The sequence below is a fragment of the Bacillus sp. 3G2 genome (assembly GCF_044324725.1).
Classification (GTDB): Bacteria; Bacillota; Bacilli; order Bacillales; family Bacillaceae_G; genus Bacillus_A; species Bacillus_A mobilis.
In genome coordinates this window covers 4,180,061-4,197,981 of the sequence record NZ_CP172246.1, presented here as the reverse complement: position 1 = coordinate 4,197,981, position 17,921 = coordinate 4,180,061, and the positions used below count along the sequence as shown (strand labels likewise).

19 protein-coding genes and 1 pseudogene are annotated in these 17,921 nt (G+C 36.9%); 15 read left to right on the top strand and 5 right to left on the bottom strand.

All coding sequences use genetic code 11. The features are described from left to right. Positions 1-57 precede the first annotated feature (57 nt). Positions 58-600 carry a transcription repressor NadR gene (locus ACHZK0_RS21545; protein ID WP_000812272.1) on the bottom strand — a complete coding sequence of 181 codons (543 nt, stop codon included), beginning with the start codon at positions 598-600 and terminating at the stop codon, positions 58-60. Further along, complete coding sequence (locus tag ACHZK0_RS21540; RefSeq protein ID WP_262740333.1) at positions 600-1,742, bottom strand: IscS subfamily cysteine desulfurase; 1,143 nt, start codon at positions 1,740-1,742, stop codon at positions 600-602. The genes ACHZK0_RS21545 and ACHZK0_RS21540 overlap by 1 nt, the downstream gene beginning before the upstream one ends. 152 nt (positions 1,743-1,894) lie before the next feature. Here ACHZK0_RS21540 and nadB point away from each other — a divergent pair, with 152 nt between their 5' ends. From nadB to ACHZK0_RS21515, 5 genes and pseudogenes are all read left to right on the top strand, one after another. Next, positions 1,895-3,424, top strand: a complete 1,530-nt coding sequence (nadB, locus tag ACHZK0_RS21535; protein ID WP_395760859.1) for an L-aspartate oxidase — start codon at positions 1,895-1,897, stop codon at positions 3,422-3,424. Positions 3,425-3,443: 19 nt separating this feature from the next. Then, a complete protein-coding gene (gene nadC / locus ACHZK0_RS21530) occupies positions 3,444-4,277 on the top strand; it encodes a carboxylating nicotinate-nucleotide diphosphorylase (RefSeq protein WP_098238413.1) in 834 nt (277 codons plus the stop codon). A 30-nt stretch (positions 4,278-4,307) separates the two neighbouring features. Continuing rightward, entirely contained in the window at positions 4,308-5,414 is a 1,107-nt protein-coding gene (gene nadA, locus ACHZK0_RS21525; protein ID WP_098374098.1) for a quinolinate synthase NadA, read from the top strand. A 226-nt stretch (positions 5,415-5,640) separates the two neighbouring features. Beyond that, positions 5,641-5,797: pseudogene (gene safA / locus ACHZK0_RS21520) on the top strand (SafA/ExsA family spore coat assembly protein); the annotation flags it as partial. Positions 5,798-7,703: 1,906 nt separating this feature from the next. Beyond that, complete coding sequence (locus ACHZK0_RS21515) at positions 7,704-8,351, top strand: YhcN/YlaJ family sporulation lipoprotein (RefSeq protein WP_061677182.1); 648 nt, start codon at positions 7,704-7,706, stop codon at positions 8,349-8,351. A gap of 33 nt (positions 8,352-8,384) precedes the next feature. Here the strand turns inward: ACHZK0_RS21515 and ACHZK0_RS21510 are convergent, their stop codons facing one another. Continuing rightward, positions 8,385-8,819 (bottom strand): hypothetical protein, encoded by a 435-nt coding sequence (locus ACHZK0_RS21510; protein WP_063260733.1) that lies wholly within the window; start codon positions 8,817-8,819, stop codon positions 8,385-8,387. A gap of 446 nt (positions 8,820-9,265) precedes the next feature. Here ACHZK0_RS21510 and ACHZK0_RS21505 point away from each other — a divergent pair, with 446 nt between their 5' ends. From ACHZK0_RS21505 to ACHZK0_RS21495, 3 genes are all read left to right on the top strand, one after another. Continuing rightward, a complete protein-coding gene (locus ACHZK0_RS21505) occupies positions 9,266-9,586 on the top strand; it encodes an ArsR/SmtB family transcription factor (protein WP_242253482.1) in 321 nt (106 codons plus the stop codon). Between the two features lie 67 nt (positions 9,587-9,653). Further along, the gene (locus tag ACHZK0_RS21500; RefSeq protein ID WP_395760858.1) at positions 9,654-10,583 is read left to right on the top strand and encodes a DMT family transporter; all 930 of its coding nucleotides are present in this window, start codon (positions 9,654-9,656) and stop codon (positions 10,581-10,583) included. A gap of 120 nt (positions 10,584-10,703) precedes the next feature. Beyond that, complete coding sequence (locus tag ACHZK0_RS21495; protein ID WP_212957567.1) at positions 10,704-11,234, top strand: BofC C-terminal domain-containing protein; 531 nt, start codon at positions 10,704-10,706, stop codon at positions 11,232-11,234. Positions 11,235-11,246: 12 nt separating this feature from the next. On the opposite strand, the gene ACHZK0_RS21490 is transcribed toward ACHZK0_RS21495, so the two are convergent. Next, a complete protein-coding gene (locus tag ACHZK0_RS21490; protein ID WP_242253471.1) occupies positions 11,247-12,191 on the bottom strand; it encodes an iron-hydroxamate ABC transporter substrate-binding protein in 945 nt (314 codons plus the stop codon). Between the two features lie 188 nt (positions 12,192-12,379). Here ACHZK0_RS21490 and ruvA point away from each other — a divergent pair, with 188 nt between their 5' ends. From ruvA to yajC, 6 genes are read left to right on the top strand one after another with little or no spacing between them, the layout of a single operon-like run. Then, positions 12,380-12,997, top strand: coding sequence for a Holliday junction DNA helicase RuvA (gene ruvA / locus ACHZK0_RS21485; RefSeq protein WP_061677193.1), 618 nt, complete (start codon positions 12,380-12,382; stop codon positions 12,995-12,997). 5 nt (positions 12,998-13,002) lie between these two features. Continuing rightward, positions 13,003-14,004 (top strand): Holliday junction branch migration DNA helicase RuvB, encoded by a 1,002-nt coding sequence (gene ruvB / locus ACHZK0_RS21480; protein WP_000344467.1) that lies wholly within the window; start codon positions 13,003-13,005, stop codon positions 14,002-14,004. Then, positions 14,001-14,201: a DUF2905 domain-containing protein gene (locus tag ACHZK0_RS21475; protein ID WP_000138162.1), complete on the top strand. Its 201-nt coding sequence runs from the start codon at positions 14,001-14,003 to the stop codon at positions 14,199-14,201. The genes ruvB and ACHZK0_RS21475 overlap by 4 nt, the downstream gene beginning before the upstream one ends. A gap of 19 nt (positions 14,202-14,220) precedes the next feature. Next, the gene (queA, locus tag ACHZK0_RS21470) at positions 14,221-15,273 is read left to right on the top strand and encodes a tRNA preQ1(34) S-adenosylmethionine ribosyltransferase-isomerase QueA (protein ID WP_242253469.1); all 1,053 of its coding nucleotides are present in this window, start codon (positions 14,221-14,223) and stop codon (positions 15,271-15,273) included. Between the two features lie 12 nt (positions 15,274-15,285). Continuing rightward, positions 15,286-16,425 carry a tRNA guanosine(34) transglycosylase Tgt gene (gene tgt, locus ACHZK0_RS21465; protein ID WP_000125362.1) on the top strand — a complete coding sequence of 380 codons (1,140 nt, stop codon included), beginning with the start codon at positions 15,286-15,288 and terminating at the stop codon, positions 16,423-16,425. Between the two features lie 27 nt (positions 16,426-16,452). Next, positions 16,453-16,713, top strand: coding sequence for a preprotein translocase subunit YajC (gene yajC / locus ACHZK0_RS21460; protein ID WP_001068068.1), 261 nt, complete (start codon positions 16,453-16,455; stop codon positions 16,711-16,713). Positions 16,714-16,749: 36 nt separating this feature from the next. On the opposite strand, the gene ACHZK0_RS21455 is transcribed toward yajC, so the two are convergent. Continuing rightward, positions 16,750-17,133, bottom strand: coding sequence for a TIGR04086 family membrane protein (locus ACHZK0_RS21455; RefSeq protein WP_000349143.1), 384 nt, complete (start codon positions 17,131-17,133; stop codon positions 16,750-16,752). A gap of 103 nt (positions 17,134-17,236) precedes the next feature. Here ACHZK0_RS21455 and ACHZK0_RS21450 point away from each other — a divergent pair, with 103 nt between their 5' ends. Continuing rightward, positions 17,237-17,893 (top strand): DUF421 domain-containing protein, encoded by a 657-nt coding sequence (locus ACHZK0_RS21450; protein WP_262740330.1) that lies wholly within the window; start codon positions 17,237-17,239, stop codon positions 17,891-17,893. Positions 17,894-17,921: the final 28 nt, after the last annotated feature.

Here is a 17,921-nt window from a genome sequence, read left to right as displayed (position 1 = left end):
AATATTATAGCACTAAAAAAGCACAGAGAATGATAAAAACTCTGTGCTTTACATGAATTAATAAACGAGAAATCCTGCCTTATCTAAAGCCTCACAAGCAGCGTCTAACTTTTCTTTAGAATCTGCCTCAATTGTATGTAAGTGAATACCATCTGTTAGTTGCGAGAGGTAGGAAGCGTTTGTATTTTCGATTTTTTGTAAATATTGCTCTACATCAAAGCGATTACTTACCATGATGGATGCTGTTAAGTCACCGTATACAGGATGCTCAACTTTTACATCTTTAATCGTAACGCCGTGGTCAACAAGCATTGTAAGTTCCTGACGTACTTCCGCTGGTTTATGTTGGCATACAATTACGCGTTCGAAAGCTTGTTGTTTCTCTTGTGGTTTTAAATATAAATATCCTTGAGCAGTTGCAATAATCGGTTCATTTCGTGCTTTAAGTAAGGAAATATCTTGCACGATCACTTGTCGACTTACGTTTGTCTTTTTCGATAGTTCATTCCCAGATAACGGTTCATTTGCAGCAAGAAGCCACTGAAGGATAAGCTGTCGTCTTTCTTCGCCTAAAATCTTTTTTTGTTCATTTTGTTTCATTATGATTTAACACCTCTATAAAATTGATTTCCAATTGTGTGTAGTGCATGAATAGTAGTATCAATTTGATCTTTCGTTGTTTGTTGCCCGAAAGAGAAGCGGACATATTGTTTCGCCTCTTCATACGTTTTTCCAATTGCAAGCATTGTTTTCGAAGGTTCTTGTTTACCGACTTGGCAAGCACTTCCGGTGGAAATGGCAATACCATGGCGATTACATTCTAGCATTGTATATTGACCTTCTATTTCTTTTATTGTAACCCCAATAATATGTGGTAAACAAGAAGTAGAATGACCTTCTACTTGAATTTCTAGAGGAAGTGTTTGTAATTGCTCTAAAAAGTAGGATCGTAACTCTTTAAAACGTAAGCTTTCTTCCAGTTGATTTTTTAATATATTCTCAGCGGCTGTTAAAAAAGATGCGATGCCAGGAACGTTTACTGTACCTGGGCGAAACCCTTTTTCATGAGAAGTTCCCGGAAATATTTGTGCCCAGCGAACTTGCGGATTTATATAGCAAGCACCAACACCCTTTGGTCCGTATATTTTATGTGCTGAAACAGAAAGACTATCAATTCCCATCTCAAAAACATTGATAGGAAGTTTACCAAATGTTTGCACACAATCTGAATGAAATAAAACGTTATATTTTTTTAAAAGTGCCCCGATTTCTGCGATGTTTTGAACGGTTCCAATTTCAGAGTTTCCGTGCTGTATGCTTGCTAGAACGGTATTTTCTGTAATAGCTGTTTCTAAATCATCTAAATGAATGAGCCCGCCTTCATCAACAGGAATTTCAGTAATTGTATAGCCTTCTGATTGTAAGGATTGAAAATAACTTCGAATGGATGCATGCTCCATAGGTGTTGTAATAATATGTTTCTCGCTTCTAGCCTTTAAAAGGGATTGAATCGCAAGGTAGTTGGATTCCGAACCACCGCTCGTGAAGAATACCCCTTGTTCCTTTCCACCAATCATGTCAGCAAATGTTTTTCTGCAAACTTGTAGTAAAGAAGAAGCTGTTCCTCCAATATCATGTAAACTTTGTTCATTTCCGAAGTATTGCGATGCTGCTTTCATATATGTTTGTAACGCCTTTTCACTCATAGGTGTAGTAGCTGCATAGTCAAGATATATCATCATGTAAGTTCCTCTCCTTAGTAAGAGTTACATTTCTTGTATTTTTTAAATGGTAGTGAAAATAAGAATTATAAAAAAACTCTTGTCATTATTTTAAAACTATGTAAATATAGGTGTCAAGACAGTTGAAAAGTGTAAAGTAGGAGGCAACAATTATGCCAAGTGCAGATGTCTTAATTATTGGAAGTGGCGTTGCGGCACTTCGTGTTGCGAAAGAGATTTGTCACGAAAAGAATGTGATTATTATCACAAAGGAAACGAATCGTAATAATAATACATATTTAGCGCAAGGTGGAATTGCAGCAGCGGTTGCTACATATGACAATCCAAATGATCATTTTGAAGATACGTTAGTAGCAGGATGTAATTATAACAATGAAGATGTGGTCCGTTATCTAGTCGAGGAAGGGCCGAAAGAAATGAATCATCTCATTGAAAGTGGAATGGAATTTGATGGAGATGAAACCGGTCCTCATCTTGGAAAAGAAGGCGCACATCGAAAGCGCCGTATTTTACATGCAGGTGGCGATGCAACAGGAAAGAATTTATTAGAGCATTTCATTCAAGAAGTAGCTCCGCACGTTACGGTAGTGGAACAGGAAATGGTGCTCGATTTTATTATAGAAAATGATAAATGTGTTGGAGTTTTAACAAGAACTAGTGAAGGGAAGTTGAAGCGTTACGTTGCAGATTATACGGTGTTAGCAACAGGCGGGATTGGCGGTTTATACGCCTTTACTTCTAACGATAAGACAATTACGGGTGATGGACTTGCGATGGTATACCGCGCAGGCGGGGAGCTCGTAGATTTAGAGTTTGTACAATTTCACCCAACAATGTTATATGCAAACGGTAGCTGCTGCGGCCTCGTCTCTGAAGCTGTCCGTGGTGAAGGAGCTGTCCTTATAAATGGAAAAGGTCAGCGTTTTATGATGGATATACACCCTGATCACGATCTCGCGCCGCGCGATGTAGTAGCAAGAGCGATTCATGAGCAGCTTTTGGCGGGTGAAAAAGTGTATGTAAATATCGAGTCTATCCAAAATTTCGAAGAACGTTTTCCGACTGTAGCATCATTGTGTAAAAAGAATGGTGTCGATATAAATGAAAAACGCATTCCGGTCGTACCCGGTGCTCATTTTCATATGGGTGGCGTGAAAACGAACTGTGATGGAGAGACGTCCATTCCAAATTTATATGCGGTCGGTGAAGTAGCTTGTAATGGCGTTCACGGTGCAAATAGGTTAGCAAGTAATTCATTATTAGAAGGTCTTGTGTTTGGAAAAAGAATAGGACAACATATTTTAACGAAAGCGGCAAAAGACAGATTGAACATCCTAGCTGAGAAGGAAAAGAAGTTTATCGTTTTGAATCATTTGCCGGCGAAGGAAGAAATACAAGAATGCATGATGAAATACGTTGGGATTGTGCGAACAGAGCAAAGTTTATCTTCTGCAAAGAGATGGCTTAGTAAGTACGGTGTTCGAAATATGATCTTACAACATGAGGCTCTTACAAATGAAGAGATAACGCTCATTAATATGTTAACAGTCTGTGAGCTTATAGTCGTATCAGCTTTGCAAAGAGAAGAAAGCATTGGTGGTCATTATCGAAGTGATTATCCGGATAGAAATAGAGTAAAAAAAGAGATTGTTCGAGTGAAAAGAAAACTACAACTTGTGTGATGAAGGGAAGAGGGGCTTTATGAACACGATAAAAGTGAAAGAAGCATTAAATCGATTTTTTCTAGAAGATATAGGAGAACGAGATGTAACATCTCAGCTTATTTTTCCAGACAATTTACTTTCAAAAGGAACGTTTCTTGCGAAGGATACAGGGGTCTTTGCGGGGCGTTTAGTAATTGAAGAAGGATTTAAATTAATTGATGAAAGAATTGAAGTGGAGCTTCATAAAAAAGATGGGGATCTTGTAGAAAAGGGCGAAATAATAGCAACTGCGCAAGGACCAATTGCTTCGTTATTAACGGCAGAGCGCGTTATATTAAACGTTATCCAGCGTATGAGCGGGATAGCTACGATGACACATAAAGCTGTGCTTGCTTTAGATAGCGGCCATACACGTATTTGTGATACGCGAAAAACGATGCCAGGGCTACGTATGTTTGATAAGTATGCAGTCGTGTGCGGAGGCGGATTTAATCACCGTTTCGGTTTATATGACGGTGTCATGATTAAAGACAATCATATTGCTTTTGCTGGTTCTATTACGAAAGCTGTTACATCGGTGAAAGAAAAATTAGGACATATGGTGAAAGTAGAAGTGGAAACAGAGACAGAGGAACAAGTGAGAGAAGCTGTAGCTGCTGGTGCGGATATCATTATGTTTGATAATCGTACGCCAGATGAGATTCGGGAGTTTTCAAAGATTGTACCAAGTGCCATCGTTACGGAAGCATCAGGAGGCATTATAATTGAAGATTTATCGGAATATGGAAAAACAGGTGTCGATTATATTTCACTTGGAGCGTTAACACATTCAGTGAAAGCACTTGATATTAGTTTCAATATTGAGGCGTAAGGAAAGTGGTTTAGAGGGGGAGAAAGGGATATGAGTATTTTAGAAAAAGTACAACCGATTGAAACGATGTTACCAGAGCGTTATTACACGATGTCAACAGAAGATATGGAAAAGCGTGTTCGTGAAATTAAAGAAAAAATGGGGAAAACACTATTTATTCCAGGACATCATTACCAAAAAGATGAAGTGGTACAATTTTCTGATGCAGCAGGAGATTCACTTCAGCTTGCGCAAGTCGCAGCGAGCAATAAAGAAGCAAAATATATTGTATTTTGCGGCGTACACTTTATGGCAGAAACAGCAGATATGTTAACGACAGACGATCAAATCGTTATTTTGCCAGATATGCGTGCAGGCTGTTCGATGGCAGATATGGCAGACATCGAACAAACAGAAAGAGCGTGGAAAGGGCTCACGAAGTTATTTGGAGATACGATGATTCCGTTAACGTATGTTAACTCTACAGCTGCAATTAAAGCATTTTGCGGTCGTAATGGCGGAGCGACAGTAACTTCTTCTAATGCAAAACAAATGGTATCTTGGGCGTTTACACAAAAAGAGCGTCTTGTCTTTTTACCAGATCAACATTTAGGAAGAAATACAGCGTACGATTTAGGTATCCCGTTAGATAAAATGGCAGTATGGGACCCGCATACAGATTCATTAGAGTACGATGGAGATATAGAAGAAATTCAAGTGATTTTATGGAAAGGGCATTGTTCGGTTCATCAAAACTTTACGGTGAAAAACATTGAGAATGTACGGAAGAATCATCCGGATATGAATATTATTGTACATCCAGAATGCTGTTATGAGGTTGTTGATGCTTCGGATTACGCAGGATCAACGAAATATATTATTGATATGATTGAAGCAGCGCCACCTGGAAGTAAATGGGCAATTGGTACAGAGATGAATTTAGTGAACCGAATTATTCAGCAACATCCAGATAAAGAAATTGTTTCACTTAATCCATTTATGTGTCCGTGTTTAACGATGAACCGAATTGATCTGCCGCACTTATTATGGGTGCTTGAAACGGTAGAAAGAGGAGAAGAAATTAACGTTATTAGCGTAGATAAACAAGTGACCGAAGAAGCGGTTCTTGCATTAAATCGTATGTTAGAGCGTGTATAAAGCAGCGGGATTTCCGTTGCTTTTTTTCGTACATATAATCATAACGAGAATGAAATGGGCATACATTGTTGTGAAGAAATCATTGCGATTTTCTTATGCTTATTCCACTTCTAATGATATTGAAAATCGAAGAAGTGATACAAGTGAAAAGAAGTTAACGTTATTTAGAAAGGGTTACTTCATGAGATTTGTTACTTATAGATAAGTTATACAGGAGGGGGAAAATTTGAAAATTCATATCGTGCAAAAAGGGGATACCCTTTGGAAAATTGCGAAAAAGTACGGAGTGGATTTTGATACGTTGAAAAATACAAATACACAACTTAGTAATCCAGATTTAATCATGCCAGGTATGAAAATTAAAGTACCATCAAACAGCGTTCATGTAAAACAACATGCTGGGGCAGGTTCAGCGCCTCCGAAGCAATACGTAAAAGAAGTGCAACAAAAAGAGTTTGCATCAACGCCAACTCCGCTTGGAATAGAAGATGAGGAAGAAGTTACGTATCAATCAGCGCCAATTACACAGCAACCTGCTATGCAACAAACACAAAAAGAAATGCAAGTAAAACCGCAAAAAGAAGTACAGGTAAAACCACAGAAGGAAATGCAAGTGAAACCGCAAAAAGAGGTACAGGTAAAGCCACAAAAAGAAGTGCAAAAAGAAAAGCCAATTCAAATAGAAAAACCAGTTGAAAAGCCGTCTGTTATTCAAAAACCACCGGTTATAGAAAAACAAAAACCAGCACAAAAAGAAAACACGAAGTTTTCGGTAAATGTGTTACCACAGCCGCCGCAACCACCAATCAAAGCGAAAAAAGAATATAAGATTTCAGATGTAATTAAAAAAGGAAGCGAGTTAATTGCTCCTCAAATTACTAAAATGAAACCTAATAACATCATTTCTCCGAAAACGAAAAAAGATAATATCGTGTCGCCACAAGTGAAGAAAGAAAACGTAGGAAATATCGTGTCACCGCAAGTAAAGAAAGAAAACGTAGGAAATATCGTGTCACCGCAAGTAAAGAAAGAAAATGTAGGGAATATTGTGTCGCCGCAAGTAAAGAAAGAGAACGTAGGAAATATCGTGTCACCGCAAGTAAAGAAAGAAAATGTAGGGAATATCGTATCGCCGCAAGTGAAGAAAGAAAATGTAGGGAATATCGTGTCACCGCAAGTGAAGAAAGAAAATGTAGGAAATATAGTATCACCAAATGTATCGAAAGAAAATGTAGTTATTCCACAAGTTATACCGCCAAATATTCAAGTGCCAAATATCATGCCGATCATGGACAATATCCAACCACCAAATATGATGCCAATCATGGATAACAATCAACCACCAAATATGATGCCAATCATGGATAACAATCAACCACCAAACATCATGCCAATTATGGATAATAACCCAATACCAAACATGATGCCGATAATGGATAACAACCAAATGCCAAATATGATGCCGATAATGGATAATAATCAAATGCCGAATATGATGCCGATAATGGATAACAACCAAATGCCAAATATGATGCCGATAATGGATAATAATCAAATGCCGAATATGATGCCGATAATGGATAACAATCAAATGCCGAATATGATGCCGATAATGGATAACAATCAAATGCCAAATATGATGCCGATAATGGATAACAACCAAATGCCAAATATGATGCCGATAATGGATAACAATCAAATGCCAAACATGATGCCGATAATGGATAACAATCAACCACCGAATATGATGCCATATCAAATGCCATACCAACAGCCTATGATGCCGCCAAATCCGTATTATCAACCACCAAATCCATATCAGCAAGGAGCACCGTTTGGACCGCAATATACGTCTATGCCAAATCCAAATATGATGCCAATCGATAATAATATGCCGCCGCTCGTGCAAGGTGAGGAAGATTGTGGATGCGGAGGAGAGAGTAGGTTATATAGTCCGCAACCAGGCGGTCCGCAATATGCGAACCCTTTATATTATCAACCAACTCAATCGGCATATGCACCACAGCCAGGAACGATGTATTATCAACCAGATCCACCAAATGTATTTGGGGAGCCGGTTCCAGAAGAAGAGGATGAAGAAGAAGTTTAAAAAAGGTGGGATTATTCCCACCTTTTTTGTATGTAAAGTCGTTCTGAAAATGGAAGATTTACATCAAATGTTAGAAAATCCCCAGTGAAATATTAACAGTGTAAAAACCTTCTCTGTTACTCATCATAAGAGGGAGCTTTTCAGAAGAGAAGTTCATTCTAACAGAGGGGGTTTTTGTATTGAATACGAAAGTAAAAGTGATTGCTGCTTCTTTGTTAGTTACCAGTGCGTTAGCTGCATGTGGTACACCAAAAGATAACAATGCAATGGATGGACGTAACTATAATTACGAGCGTACATCTTATAATGATACACATCAGTATCGTGATAATGTAACGCGTAATGATCGTTATACAGATTATGTAACATATAGAAATGGACGTAACGATACAGGATATAACAATTATTACCGCGATGTAAATTACAACGGTCAAATTGCTAATCCGCATCCAACACGTAATATTACAATGAACAATTCATACATTAACAATGATGGTAAAACAGCAGAAAGAATTACAAATCGTGTGAAACGTATGAATAACGTAGACCGTGTGTCTACAGTTGTATATGGAAACGATGTAGCGATTGCGGTAAAACCGCGTAATCCAGTATCGAATGAAACAGCGCTTGCAAATGAAGTTCGTCAAGCGGTTGTAAATGAAGTTGGAAACAGAAACGTATATGTTTCTGTAAGAAATGACATGTTTACTCGTGTCGATGCAATGAGTACACGACTACGTAACGGTACAGTTACAAACGATTTTAATCGTGACATAACAAATATGTTCCGAGATATTCGTTACGGTTTAACTGGTACTATGCGATAGCAAAGCAAAAGAGGAAGGGGGAGCCCTTCCTCTTTATTCATCGTTATCGTGTAAACGACGCTTTTTAATAAAATAACTAATGGAATAAGAACCTAAAAAGCAAATGAAGAGAATACCACCTGTTAAAATGGCTTCAAATAAAGGTCTTTCTGGACTAAAAATGATATAAATAATAGCCATAACGATTCCTATAATAAGAGAGCGTAAAATAATTTTGTAATAAGGAGTTAACTTTATCTCCTTTTCACTTTCTTCTACATCGATAGAAACGCTTAACTGTAAATAACTAAGTACGATACTTGTAAGGATAAACAATAGCCATAATGGAGATTTCGTAATTTGATCTATTCCTTCAGTGAATCCGATATAGCCTAAAATGCCAATTATACCAAGTGATTGAAAAAGAAAAGCAATTCGAATGTTTTTTAACGTTTGCAGAATGAGACGTTCATCCTTAATTTTTTTCATAATATCTATCTCCTGTTTATTATGATTTCGCTGTCATATTAATTGTAACATATATATTACATTTATCAATTTATAATTTACATATAATTTTTTTGTATGGAAGAGGAAATAAAATATTTTTATAAACATGTTGCACTTATACTTTATTAATGTTATATTAGCAAAGCGATGAGCTAATTTACGTAAGACGAGAGATATGCTTAAGTGCTAAACACGCGAATGTGGTCGCCTGGTCTCTCGCCGTAAACGCATCAAGACGCCTGCTTTGCAGGCGTCTTTCATTTTTATATGAATGTAGTGGGAAGAATGGAGGAATCCAAGCTTCCCTTTTTTATTGGGATAAAAGTCGGAAAATAAAGTTATTTACAAGTGTATGTGAAAGAGTTACTATTTAATGGTAATATATTACAAGTTTTTTAGATATAAAAGGTTGGGATGAATAGTATATGGAGAACTTTGAATGTAGAAATACAGAAGTTGTATTAGAGAAATTTCAGGTCGTAACATCTATATTTCAGGCGTTGGGAGATGAGAATCGTCAGCAAATTATTATGCTGTTATTAGAAAACAAACGGATGAATGTAACAGAAATAACAGATAAAATGGGGATTTCTAGACCAGCTGTTTCGCATCATTTGAAAATTTTAAAACAAGCAGAACTAATTGTAGCGAATCGAAATGGAAAAGAAATTTTTTATTCTATAATAGCTGGAGAATTTTTAAAACAGGTGAAGGATTTACTTCAAGCAATAGAATCAAATTATTAATTTTTTTTAACTAACACGTAAACAAGTTTAAACTTTTAAACTTGTTTACGTGAAAGGGGTAATGAAAATGAACAGAATAAATCGTATGTATGTCATTATGTTGCTTGTTCCGTTATTTTGGGGTGGATCTTTTGCAACAGCAGAGCATGTTATTACTGAAATTCCACCGATTACTGCGGCAACAATTCGTTTTGGATTAGCAGGTTGTATTTTAATAGGCATAGTTTTTATTAGATCTGAGTGGAATACACGTTTGTTATTAAAGAATTGGAAAGGGCTGTTATTTGTATCGTTAACAGGTATTTTTGGCTACAATGTTTTTTTCTTTATGGGACTTAACTATACTTCCACTCTGAATGGCTCGCTTATTATTGCTACAATGCCCGTTTTTGTAACAGTGGGAGCAATATTGTTTTTTAAAGAGTCTTGGAGTATAAAAGTTGGAATAAGTTTAATTTTGTCTCTTATTGGTGTAATAGTTGTTATTACGGGTGGTTCAATGAATATACTTATGTCTTTGTCCTTTAATAAGGGAGATCTTTTATTTATAGCTGCTTTAACCTGTGGGGTGTTATATGGTTTAACAGGAAAAAAAGTTATGAGTGGTGTCTCTCCTTTGTTAATTACAATGAGTATGACGGTATTGGGTACTGTGTTTTTAGCAGGCCTTTCTCTATATGAAGATGGGTGGGGAAAGGTTGCAACGCTCTCTTTACAGGGATGGATAGAAATGTTGTATATGGTCGTATGCGGGACGTTAGTTGGATATATCGTGTTTAATAAAGGGGTAGAAGAACTAGGTGCAAGCAAAGCGAGTATGTATTTAAATTTAACTCCTATTGTGGCTACTGGTATATCAGTTATATTGTATGGAGCAGCTGTTACGTGGCAACAAATAGTTGGGATGATAATCGTATTAATTGGAGTTTATATAGCAACGGTACAATCAAATAAAGGTATAAAAAAGTTTTCATGTAATCAATACGTTTCGAAATAGGTAGAAATCATTGCACTCTATAAGTCTTAATGAGAGTAATCTATGAATTAGGGATAAAACCCCCATTTCCGGAAAAGCTACTAATGAAAGTTTGATCTTGCCTAAAAGAGGTGAACGGAAATGAGATGGATACTGATTGCGATGCAAGCTTTCGTTATGATGTTTTGTTTCGTTTATGAAACGAATGTGAAGGCGGAAGGGCCAGTACCAGAAGTAACAGAAAAAGAGCCTGAAGTTACAATTTTATTAGAGCGAATGTATGTTGATGGAGAAGTAAGTGAGGAAATATTTACAGAAAAAGTAGCGGACTTAGAAAAGTTTTTACAGCAATATAAAGAATGGCAGCTCGTTGATCGTGATGATGTACAAATTGTATTACAAAAGAAGGTTGATGATATTTCTCCGTTATTAAAGACGAGCGGTTATTTCGGTGTGTCAGAGGAAGGGATACTACAAATTTTCAAAGGTGTACCGAAAAGTGATAATGCGATTCATTCCTTTTTTCAAATTGATATGAAAAAACTGGAGAGTTATGAGCGTGCGAAATTAAAGCGTGGTATTCGTATTAAATCAAAAGAAGGTTTTGTGAAGACGATTGAAAAAATGAAGCAATACGCAGTGCAAAATAAGAAAAAAAGCAGCTCATGGTGAGCTGCTTTTTTCTTATTTATTTTTATCTAAAATTTGTTTTGCGATTTCATCGATTAGCATGTCTTTTCCGATTGGATTGAATGCTTTCGTATTGAAGATTTCATTCGATACTTCGTATACGTGATTATTTTTAACTGCTTTGTTGTCTTTCCAAACGGCACTGTTTTTGTAGTCTTCGTAAACCTTATCAGCTTCACCGCCAAAGTTCACAATGAACATTTGATCAGGTTGGAATGCAACAAGACCTTCTAGTGATACTTGTGCCATCGTTTGTTTTAAATCTGTACCTTTTGTTGCTGGAAGTTTTAAGTCGTTAAAGATGATGTCACCGTATCCGAAGCTACCGTATACACGGAAGTTTTGTGGCGTAACTGCGATGAACATAAAGTTCTCATCTTTTGTTTTTTCTTTAATCTTTTTAGATAAAGAGTCTGCTTTTTTATCGTAGTCTGCAATCCATTTGTCTGCTTTCTTTTCTTCGTCAAATAGTTTACCTACTTCTTTAAACTTACCACGCCAGTCTTCTAAGTTTGTTTCTAGAACAACTGTCGGTGCAACTTTTTCTAATTGATCATAAATCTTCAATTGACGATTATTTAAAATAATTAAGTCTGGTTTTAAAGCCGTAACAGCTTCTAAATCAACTTTAGGTGCCCAGTACCAACCTACTGCTTTTACACCATCTAATTTCTCTGTTAAGTGATTTTGGATTTTATCTTTATATGTATTTGCCGTACCAACAGGTTTGTGTCCAAGAAGTAATAATTCTTCTGTTGATCCAGATAAGTCAACAATTCGCTTTGGATTTACTGGAATTGTAGCTTCGCCTTTAGCGTGTTTTACAACTTTTGTTTTCGGTTGTTCTTTCGCTTTTGCTTCTTCTTTTTGAGAAGAACAGCCAACGATAGAAAGAACGACTAGCATAATAGTAAATAAAATAAATAACTTCTGTTTCATCCTGATGTAACCCCTTTAATTAATATTGATAATCATTATCGACTTCTGTATATTAAGGTGCTTCGCGCTTTCTGTCAATGGAAAATAACAGAAGTTTCTAATAGAGAACATTTGTTGGGGTAGTCTCGCTTTTCTATCATTAAATATGTTAAAATGGAATACATGATTTAAGAGGGAGAGATCGTATTTTGTTTGAATATGTTACAGGTTACGTGGACTATGTAGGACCGGAATATGTCGTAATTGACCATAATGGAATTGGGTATCAAATTTTTACACCAAATCCGTATGTATTTCAAAGAAGTAAGCAAGAAATCCGTGTCTTTACATATCATTATGTGAGAGAAGATATTATGGCACTTTACGGGTTTAAAACACGTGAAGAGCGTTTATTATTTACAAAGTTGTTAGGTGTATCTGGCATTGGACCAAAAGGCGCTCTTGCAATTTTAGCTTCTGGTCAAACAGGACAGGTCGTTCAAGCGATTGAACATGAAGACGAGAAGTTTTTAGTGAAATTCCCGGGCGTCGGAAAGAAAACAGCACGCCAAATGATTTTAGACTTAAAAGGAAAACTAGCTGACGTCGTACCAGATGCATTTGTTGATTTATTCTCAGATACAGAACGTTTTGATGAGAAGAAAGGTTCATCAGCTGAGCTTGATGAGGCGCTGGAAGCTCTGCGTGCACTTGGATACGCAGAACGAGAAGTTTCTCGCGTTGTACCAGAGTTATTAAAAGAATCATTAACGACGGATCAGTATATTAAAAAGGCACTTAGTCTTTTACTAAATGGTAAGAGGTGAGTATAATGGACGAACGTCTCCTTTCAGGGGAATCTGCATATGAAGATTCGGATTTAGAATATTCATTACGGCCACAGACGCTCCGTCAGTATATTGGCCAAGATAAAGCGAAACATAATTTAGAGGTGTTTATTGAAGCAGCGAAAATGCGTGAAGAAACGTTAGATCATGTGCTTCTATATGGACCACCAGGACTTGGTAAAACGACGCTTGCAAATATTATAGCCAATGAAATGGGCGTTAATGTTAGAACCACTTCAGGCCCAGCAATTGAAAGACCAGGAGATTTAGCAGCTGTATTAACAGCGCTTCAGCCAGGAGATGTATTATTTATTGATGAAATTCATCGTTTGCATAGATCGATTGAAGAAGTGCTATATCCTGCGATGGAAGATTTTTGCCTTGATATTGTAATTGGGAAAGGACCGTCAGCACGATCTGTACGTTTAGATTTACCTCCATTTACATTAGTTGGAGCAACGACACGTGCAGGGGCATTATCAGCACCACTTCGTGACCGTTTCGGTGTACTTTCAAGATTAGAGTATTATACAGTAGATCAGTTGTCTGAGATTGTAGAACGTACAGCAGAAGTATTTGAAGTTGAAATTGATTCGTTAGCGGCACTAGAAATTGCAAGACGTGCTCGTGGTACACCTCGTATTGCGAATCGTTTATTACGACGTGTACGAGATTTCGCACAAGTTCGTGGTAACGGAACAGTTACAATGGAAATTACACAAATGGCGTTAGAACTACTGCAAGTAGATAAATTAGGTCTAGATCATATCGATCATAAATTATTGCTTGGTATTATTGAGAAATTCCGCGGTGGCCCAGTCGGATTAGAAACGGTTTCGGCAACGATCGGAGAAGAATCTCATACGATTGAAGATGTATATGAGCCATATTTATTACAAATTGGCTTTTTACAACGAACACCAAGGGGCCGAATTGTAACGCCACTTGCATATGAGCATTTCGGAATGGAGATGCCAAAAGTATGACGGAGATGCCAAAATTGCTTATTACAGCAGGTATCTTACTCATTGTTGTCGGATTAGCTTGGAAGTTCATTGGAAGACTTCCAGGCGATATTTTTGTGAAAAAAGGAAACGTTACCTTTTATTTTCCTATCATTACATGTATTGTGTTAAGTATTGTATTATCTTTTATTATGTATATAATAAATCGATTCAAATAAGAAATAGGTGGATATAGTTATGGATATAAATCTGTTTGATTTTCATTTACCAGAAGAACTTATTGCACAAGTCCCGTTAGAAGATCGTGAAACATCAAGATTAATGGTGTTAGACCGTGAAACAGGCGATATTGAGCATAAACATTTTTCAGACATTCTTTCTTACTTACATGAGGGGGATTGCTTAGTTTTAAATGAAACGAAAGTTATGCCTGCTCGTTTACACGGTGTGAAAGAAGATACAGGCGCGCACATTGAAGTACTTCTTTTAAAACAAGAAGAAGGCGATACGTGGGAAACGCTTGTTAAGCCAGCGAAACGTGTAAAAGAAGGAACTGTTATCTCTTTTGGCGAAGGGAAATTAAAAGCAACTTGTACAGGAACTGCAGATCAAGGTGGACGTCAGCTTGAATTTTCATATGACGGCATCTTCTATGAAATTTTAGATGAACTTGGAGAAATGCCACTTCCTCCATATATTAAAGAGACGCTAGAAGATCGCGATCGCTATCAAACAGTATATGCGAAAGAAATCGGCTCAGCAGCAGCGCCAACTGCAGGACTTCACTTTACAGAAGAGTTACTGGAGAAGTTAAAACAAAAAGGCGTCGGGTTAGCTTTCATTACACTTCACGTAGGACTTGGAACATTTAGACCAGTTTCTGCCGATACGATTGAAGAACACCATATGCACGCAGAATATTACCATATGTCTGAAGAGACAGCGGCATTATTAAATCGTGTGAAAGAGAGTGGTGGACGTATTATTACGGTAGGTACGACTTCAACTCGTACGTTAGAAACAATTGCGACAGATCATGCCGGCAAGCTTTGTGCTGCTTCTGGCTGGACAGATATTTTCATGTACCCAGGTTATGAATTTAAAGCAATTGATGGTTTAATTACAAACTTCCATTTACCGAAATCAACATTAATTATGCTTGTAAGTGCATTTGCAAACAGAGATAATGTACTTCATGCTTATAATGAAGCAGTAAAAGAAAAATATCGTTTCTTTAGCTTTGGTGATGCAATGTTCGTTGCATCTCACGCTAAAATGGGAAACAAATAAAAGGAGTAAATTATGACAGCAATTCGTTATGAATTTATTAAAACTTGTAAACAAACAGGTGCCCGTTTAGGACGCGTACATACGCCGCACGGTTCATTTGATACACCAACATTCATGCCAGTTGGTACACTTGCAACAGTTAAAACAATGTCACCAGAAGAATTAAAAGCAATGGATTCTGGCATTATTTTAAGTAATACGTATCATTTATGGCTGCGCCCAGGTCACGAAATTATTCGTGAAGCAGGCGGGTTGCATAAATTTATGAACTGGGATCGTGCAATCTTAACGGATTCTGGTGGTTTCCAAGTATTCAGTTTAAGTGACTTCCGTCGTATTGAAGAGGAAGGTGTTCACTTCCGTAATCACTTAAATGGAGATAAATTATTCTTATCACCAGAAAAAGCGATGGAAATTCAAAATGCATTAGGATCAGATATTATGATGGCATTTGATGAGTGTCCACCATTCCCAGCTACTTTTGAATATATGAAGAAGTCTGTAGAGCGTACAAGCCGCTGGGCAGAACGTTGTTTAAAAGCGCATGAGCGTCCACAAGATCAAGGTTTATTCGGTATCGTACAAGGTGGAGAGTTCGAAGAGCTTCGTCGTCAAAGTGCAAAAGACCTTGTTTCAATGGACTTCCCTGGTTACGCTGTAGGTGGTTTATCTGTTGGAGAACCAAAAGATATTATGAACCGTGTACTTGAGTTTACAACACCACTTCTTCCAGATAATAAGCCGCGTTACTTAATGGGAGTAGGTTCTCCTGACTCATTAATCGACGGTGCAATTCGTGGTATTGATATGTTTGACTGTGTACTTCCAACTCGTATCGCTCGAAATGGTACATGTATGACAAGTGAAGGTCGTCTAGTTGTAAAAAATGCGAAATTCGCAAGAGACTTCGGTCCGCTTGATCCAAATTGCGATTGCTATACATGTAAAAATTACTCTCGTGCGTACATTCGTCACTTAATGAAATGTGATGAAACGTTCGGAATTCGTTTAACGTCTTATCACAACCTTCATTTTCTGTTAAACTTAATGGAGCAGGTGAGACAAGCTATTCGTGAAGACCGTCTTGGCGATTTCCGCGAAGAATTCTTTGAACAGTATGGCTTTAATAAACCGAATGCTAAAAACTTCTAATACATAATTTAAAAGGAGGAAACAAAGATGAATCCAGGTATGATGAATATCGTTATGATTGTTGCGATGTTTGCGATTTTCTATTTCTTATTAATTCGCCCGCAACAAAAACGTCAAAAAGCAGTTGCTCAAATGCAAAGTGAGTTATCAAAAGGTGATGCTATCGTAACAATCGGTGGTTTACACGGTACAATCGAATCAGTAGATGATACGAAAATCGTTATTAAATCTGGTGGTTCACACTTAACTTTCGATCGCAATGCGATTCGTGAAGTTGTGAAAAACTAATGAGGAAGGCCCTGCATGAAATGTGCAGGGCTTTTTTTAGTTATTTTGTTTTGACATATTTACCCCGAAAATACCACCGAGTGTACTCGCCCCCATTAATGCTAATTGATAAAGTAACTGTGAGTTCGATAAAGTTTGAGAGAAGCCTAAATAGTTAACTAGAAAAACAAGTATAGCGAATGTAAGACCTGTTGTGAAACCTACTAGCCAACCTTTCCCCTGTGCCTTTTTGCCGGCAGTAAATCCGGAAATAAGCATAGATAAAAGAGCGAGTATAAAAATAGTAACGGCTAATGTCCCTTCATTCATATCTGTAAATTTTAATAAAAGAGCCATAACCATGCTAATAATTGTTGCCAGAATTAATAAGGTAATGATACCAAAGCCGATTGCAGTTGATAATTTTTTCGTTCCATCCATTTATACATTCCCCCTTTTTAATACAAGCATATTTTCTTTTTGCTGAAGTTAGACTAGTTTATTTTTTATAGGGGAGTCTATATGTAAAAAAGGAGATGTAGAAATGGAATGGGTATCAATTATTGGCCGGACGATGCTTTTGTATATCATCATATTAATTATTTTTCGTCTTATGGGTAAACGTGAAATTGGAGAGCTAAGTGTATTAGATTTAGTCGTATTCATTATGCTTGGTGAAATGGCTGTAGTCGCAATTGAAAATACCGATAAATCACTTTGGCATCAATTAGTTCCGATGACTTTTCTTATGTGTATACAAATCATTTTGTCAGTTATTTCGTTAAAGTATCAACGTTTTCGACATTTAATAGAAGGTGAGCCGGCTATTCTTGTAAATGCGGGAAAGATTGATGAAAAGAAGATGAGAAAGCAACGTTATAATATAGATGATTTAATGATGCAATTAAGGGAGCAGGGAGTCGGAGATGTAAGGGATGTAGAATACGCCATTTTAGAACCTTCAGGAAAGTTATCTGTCTTTCAAAAACAAAAAAGTAAAAAGAGTAAAAATGATATGCCGATTTTTACACTCCCGTTAATTATTGATGGAGAAATTCAATCGAATCATTTACAAATGATTGAACATACAGATGAATGGTTGATTGAGAAGTTAAAAAACTTAGGTTATAACGATATCAAACAAATTTTATACTGTAGCTTTCAAAATGGACAATTTTTTGTTGATGTGAAAGAAAACTAGGGGCTTACTATATGAAATAGTAAGCCTG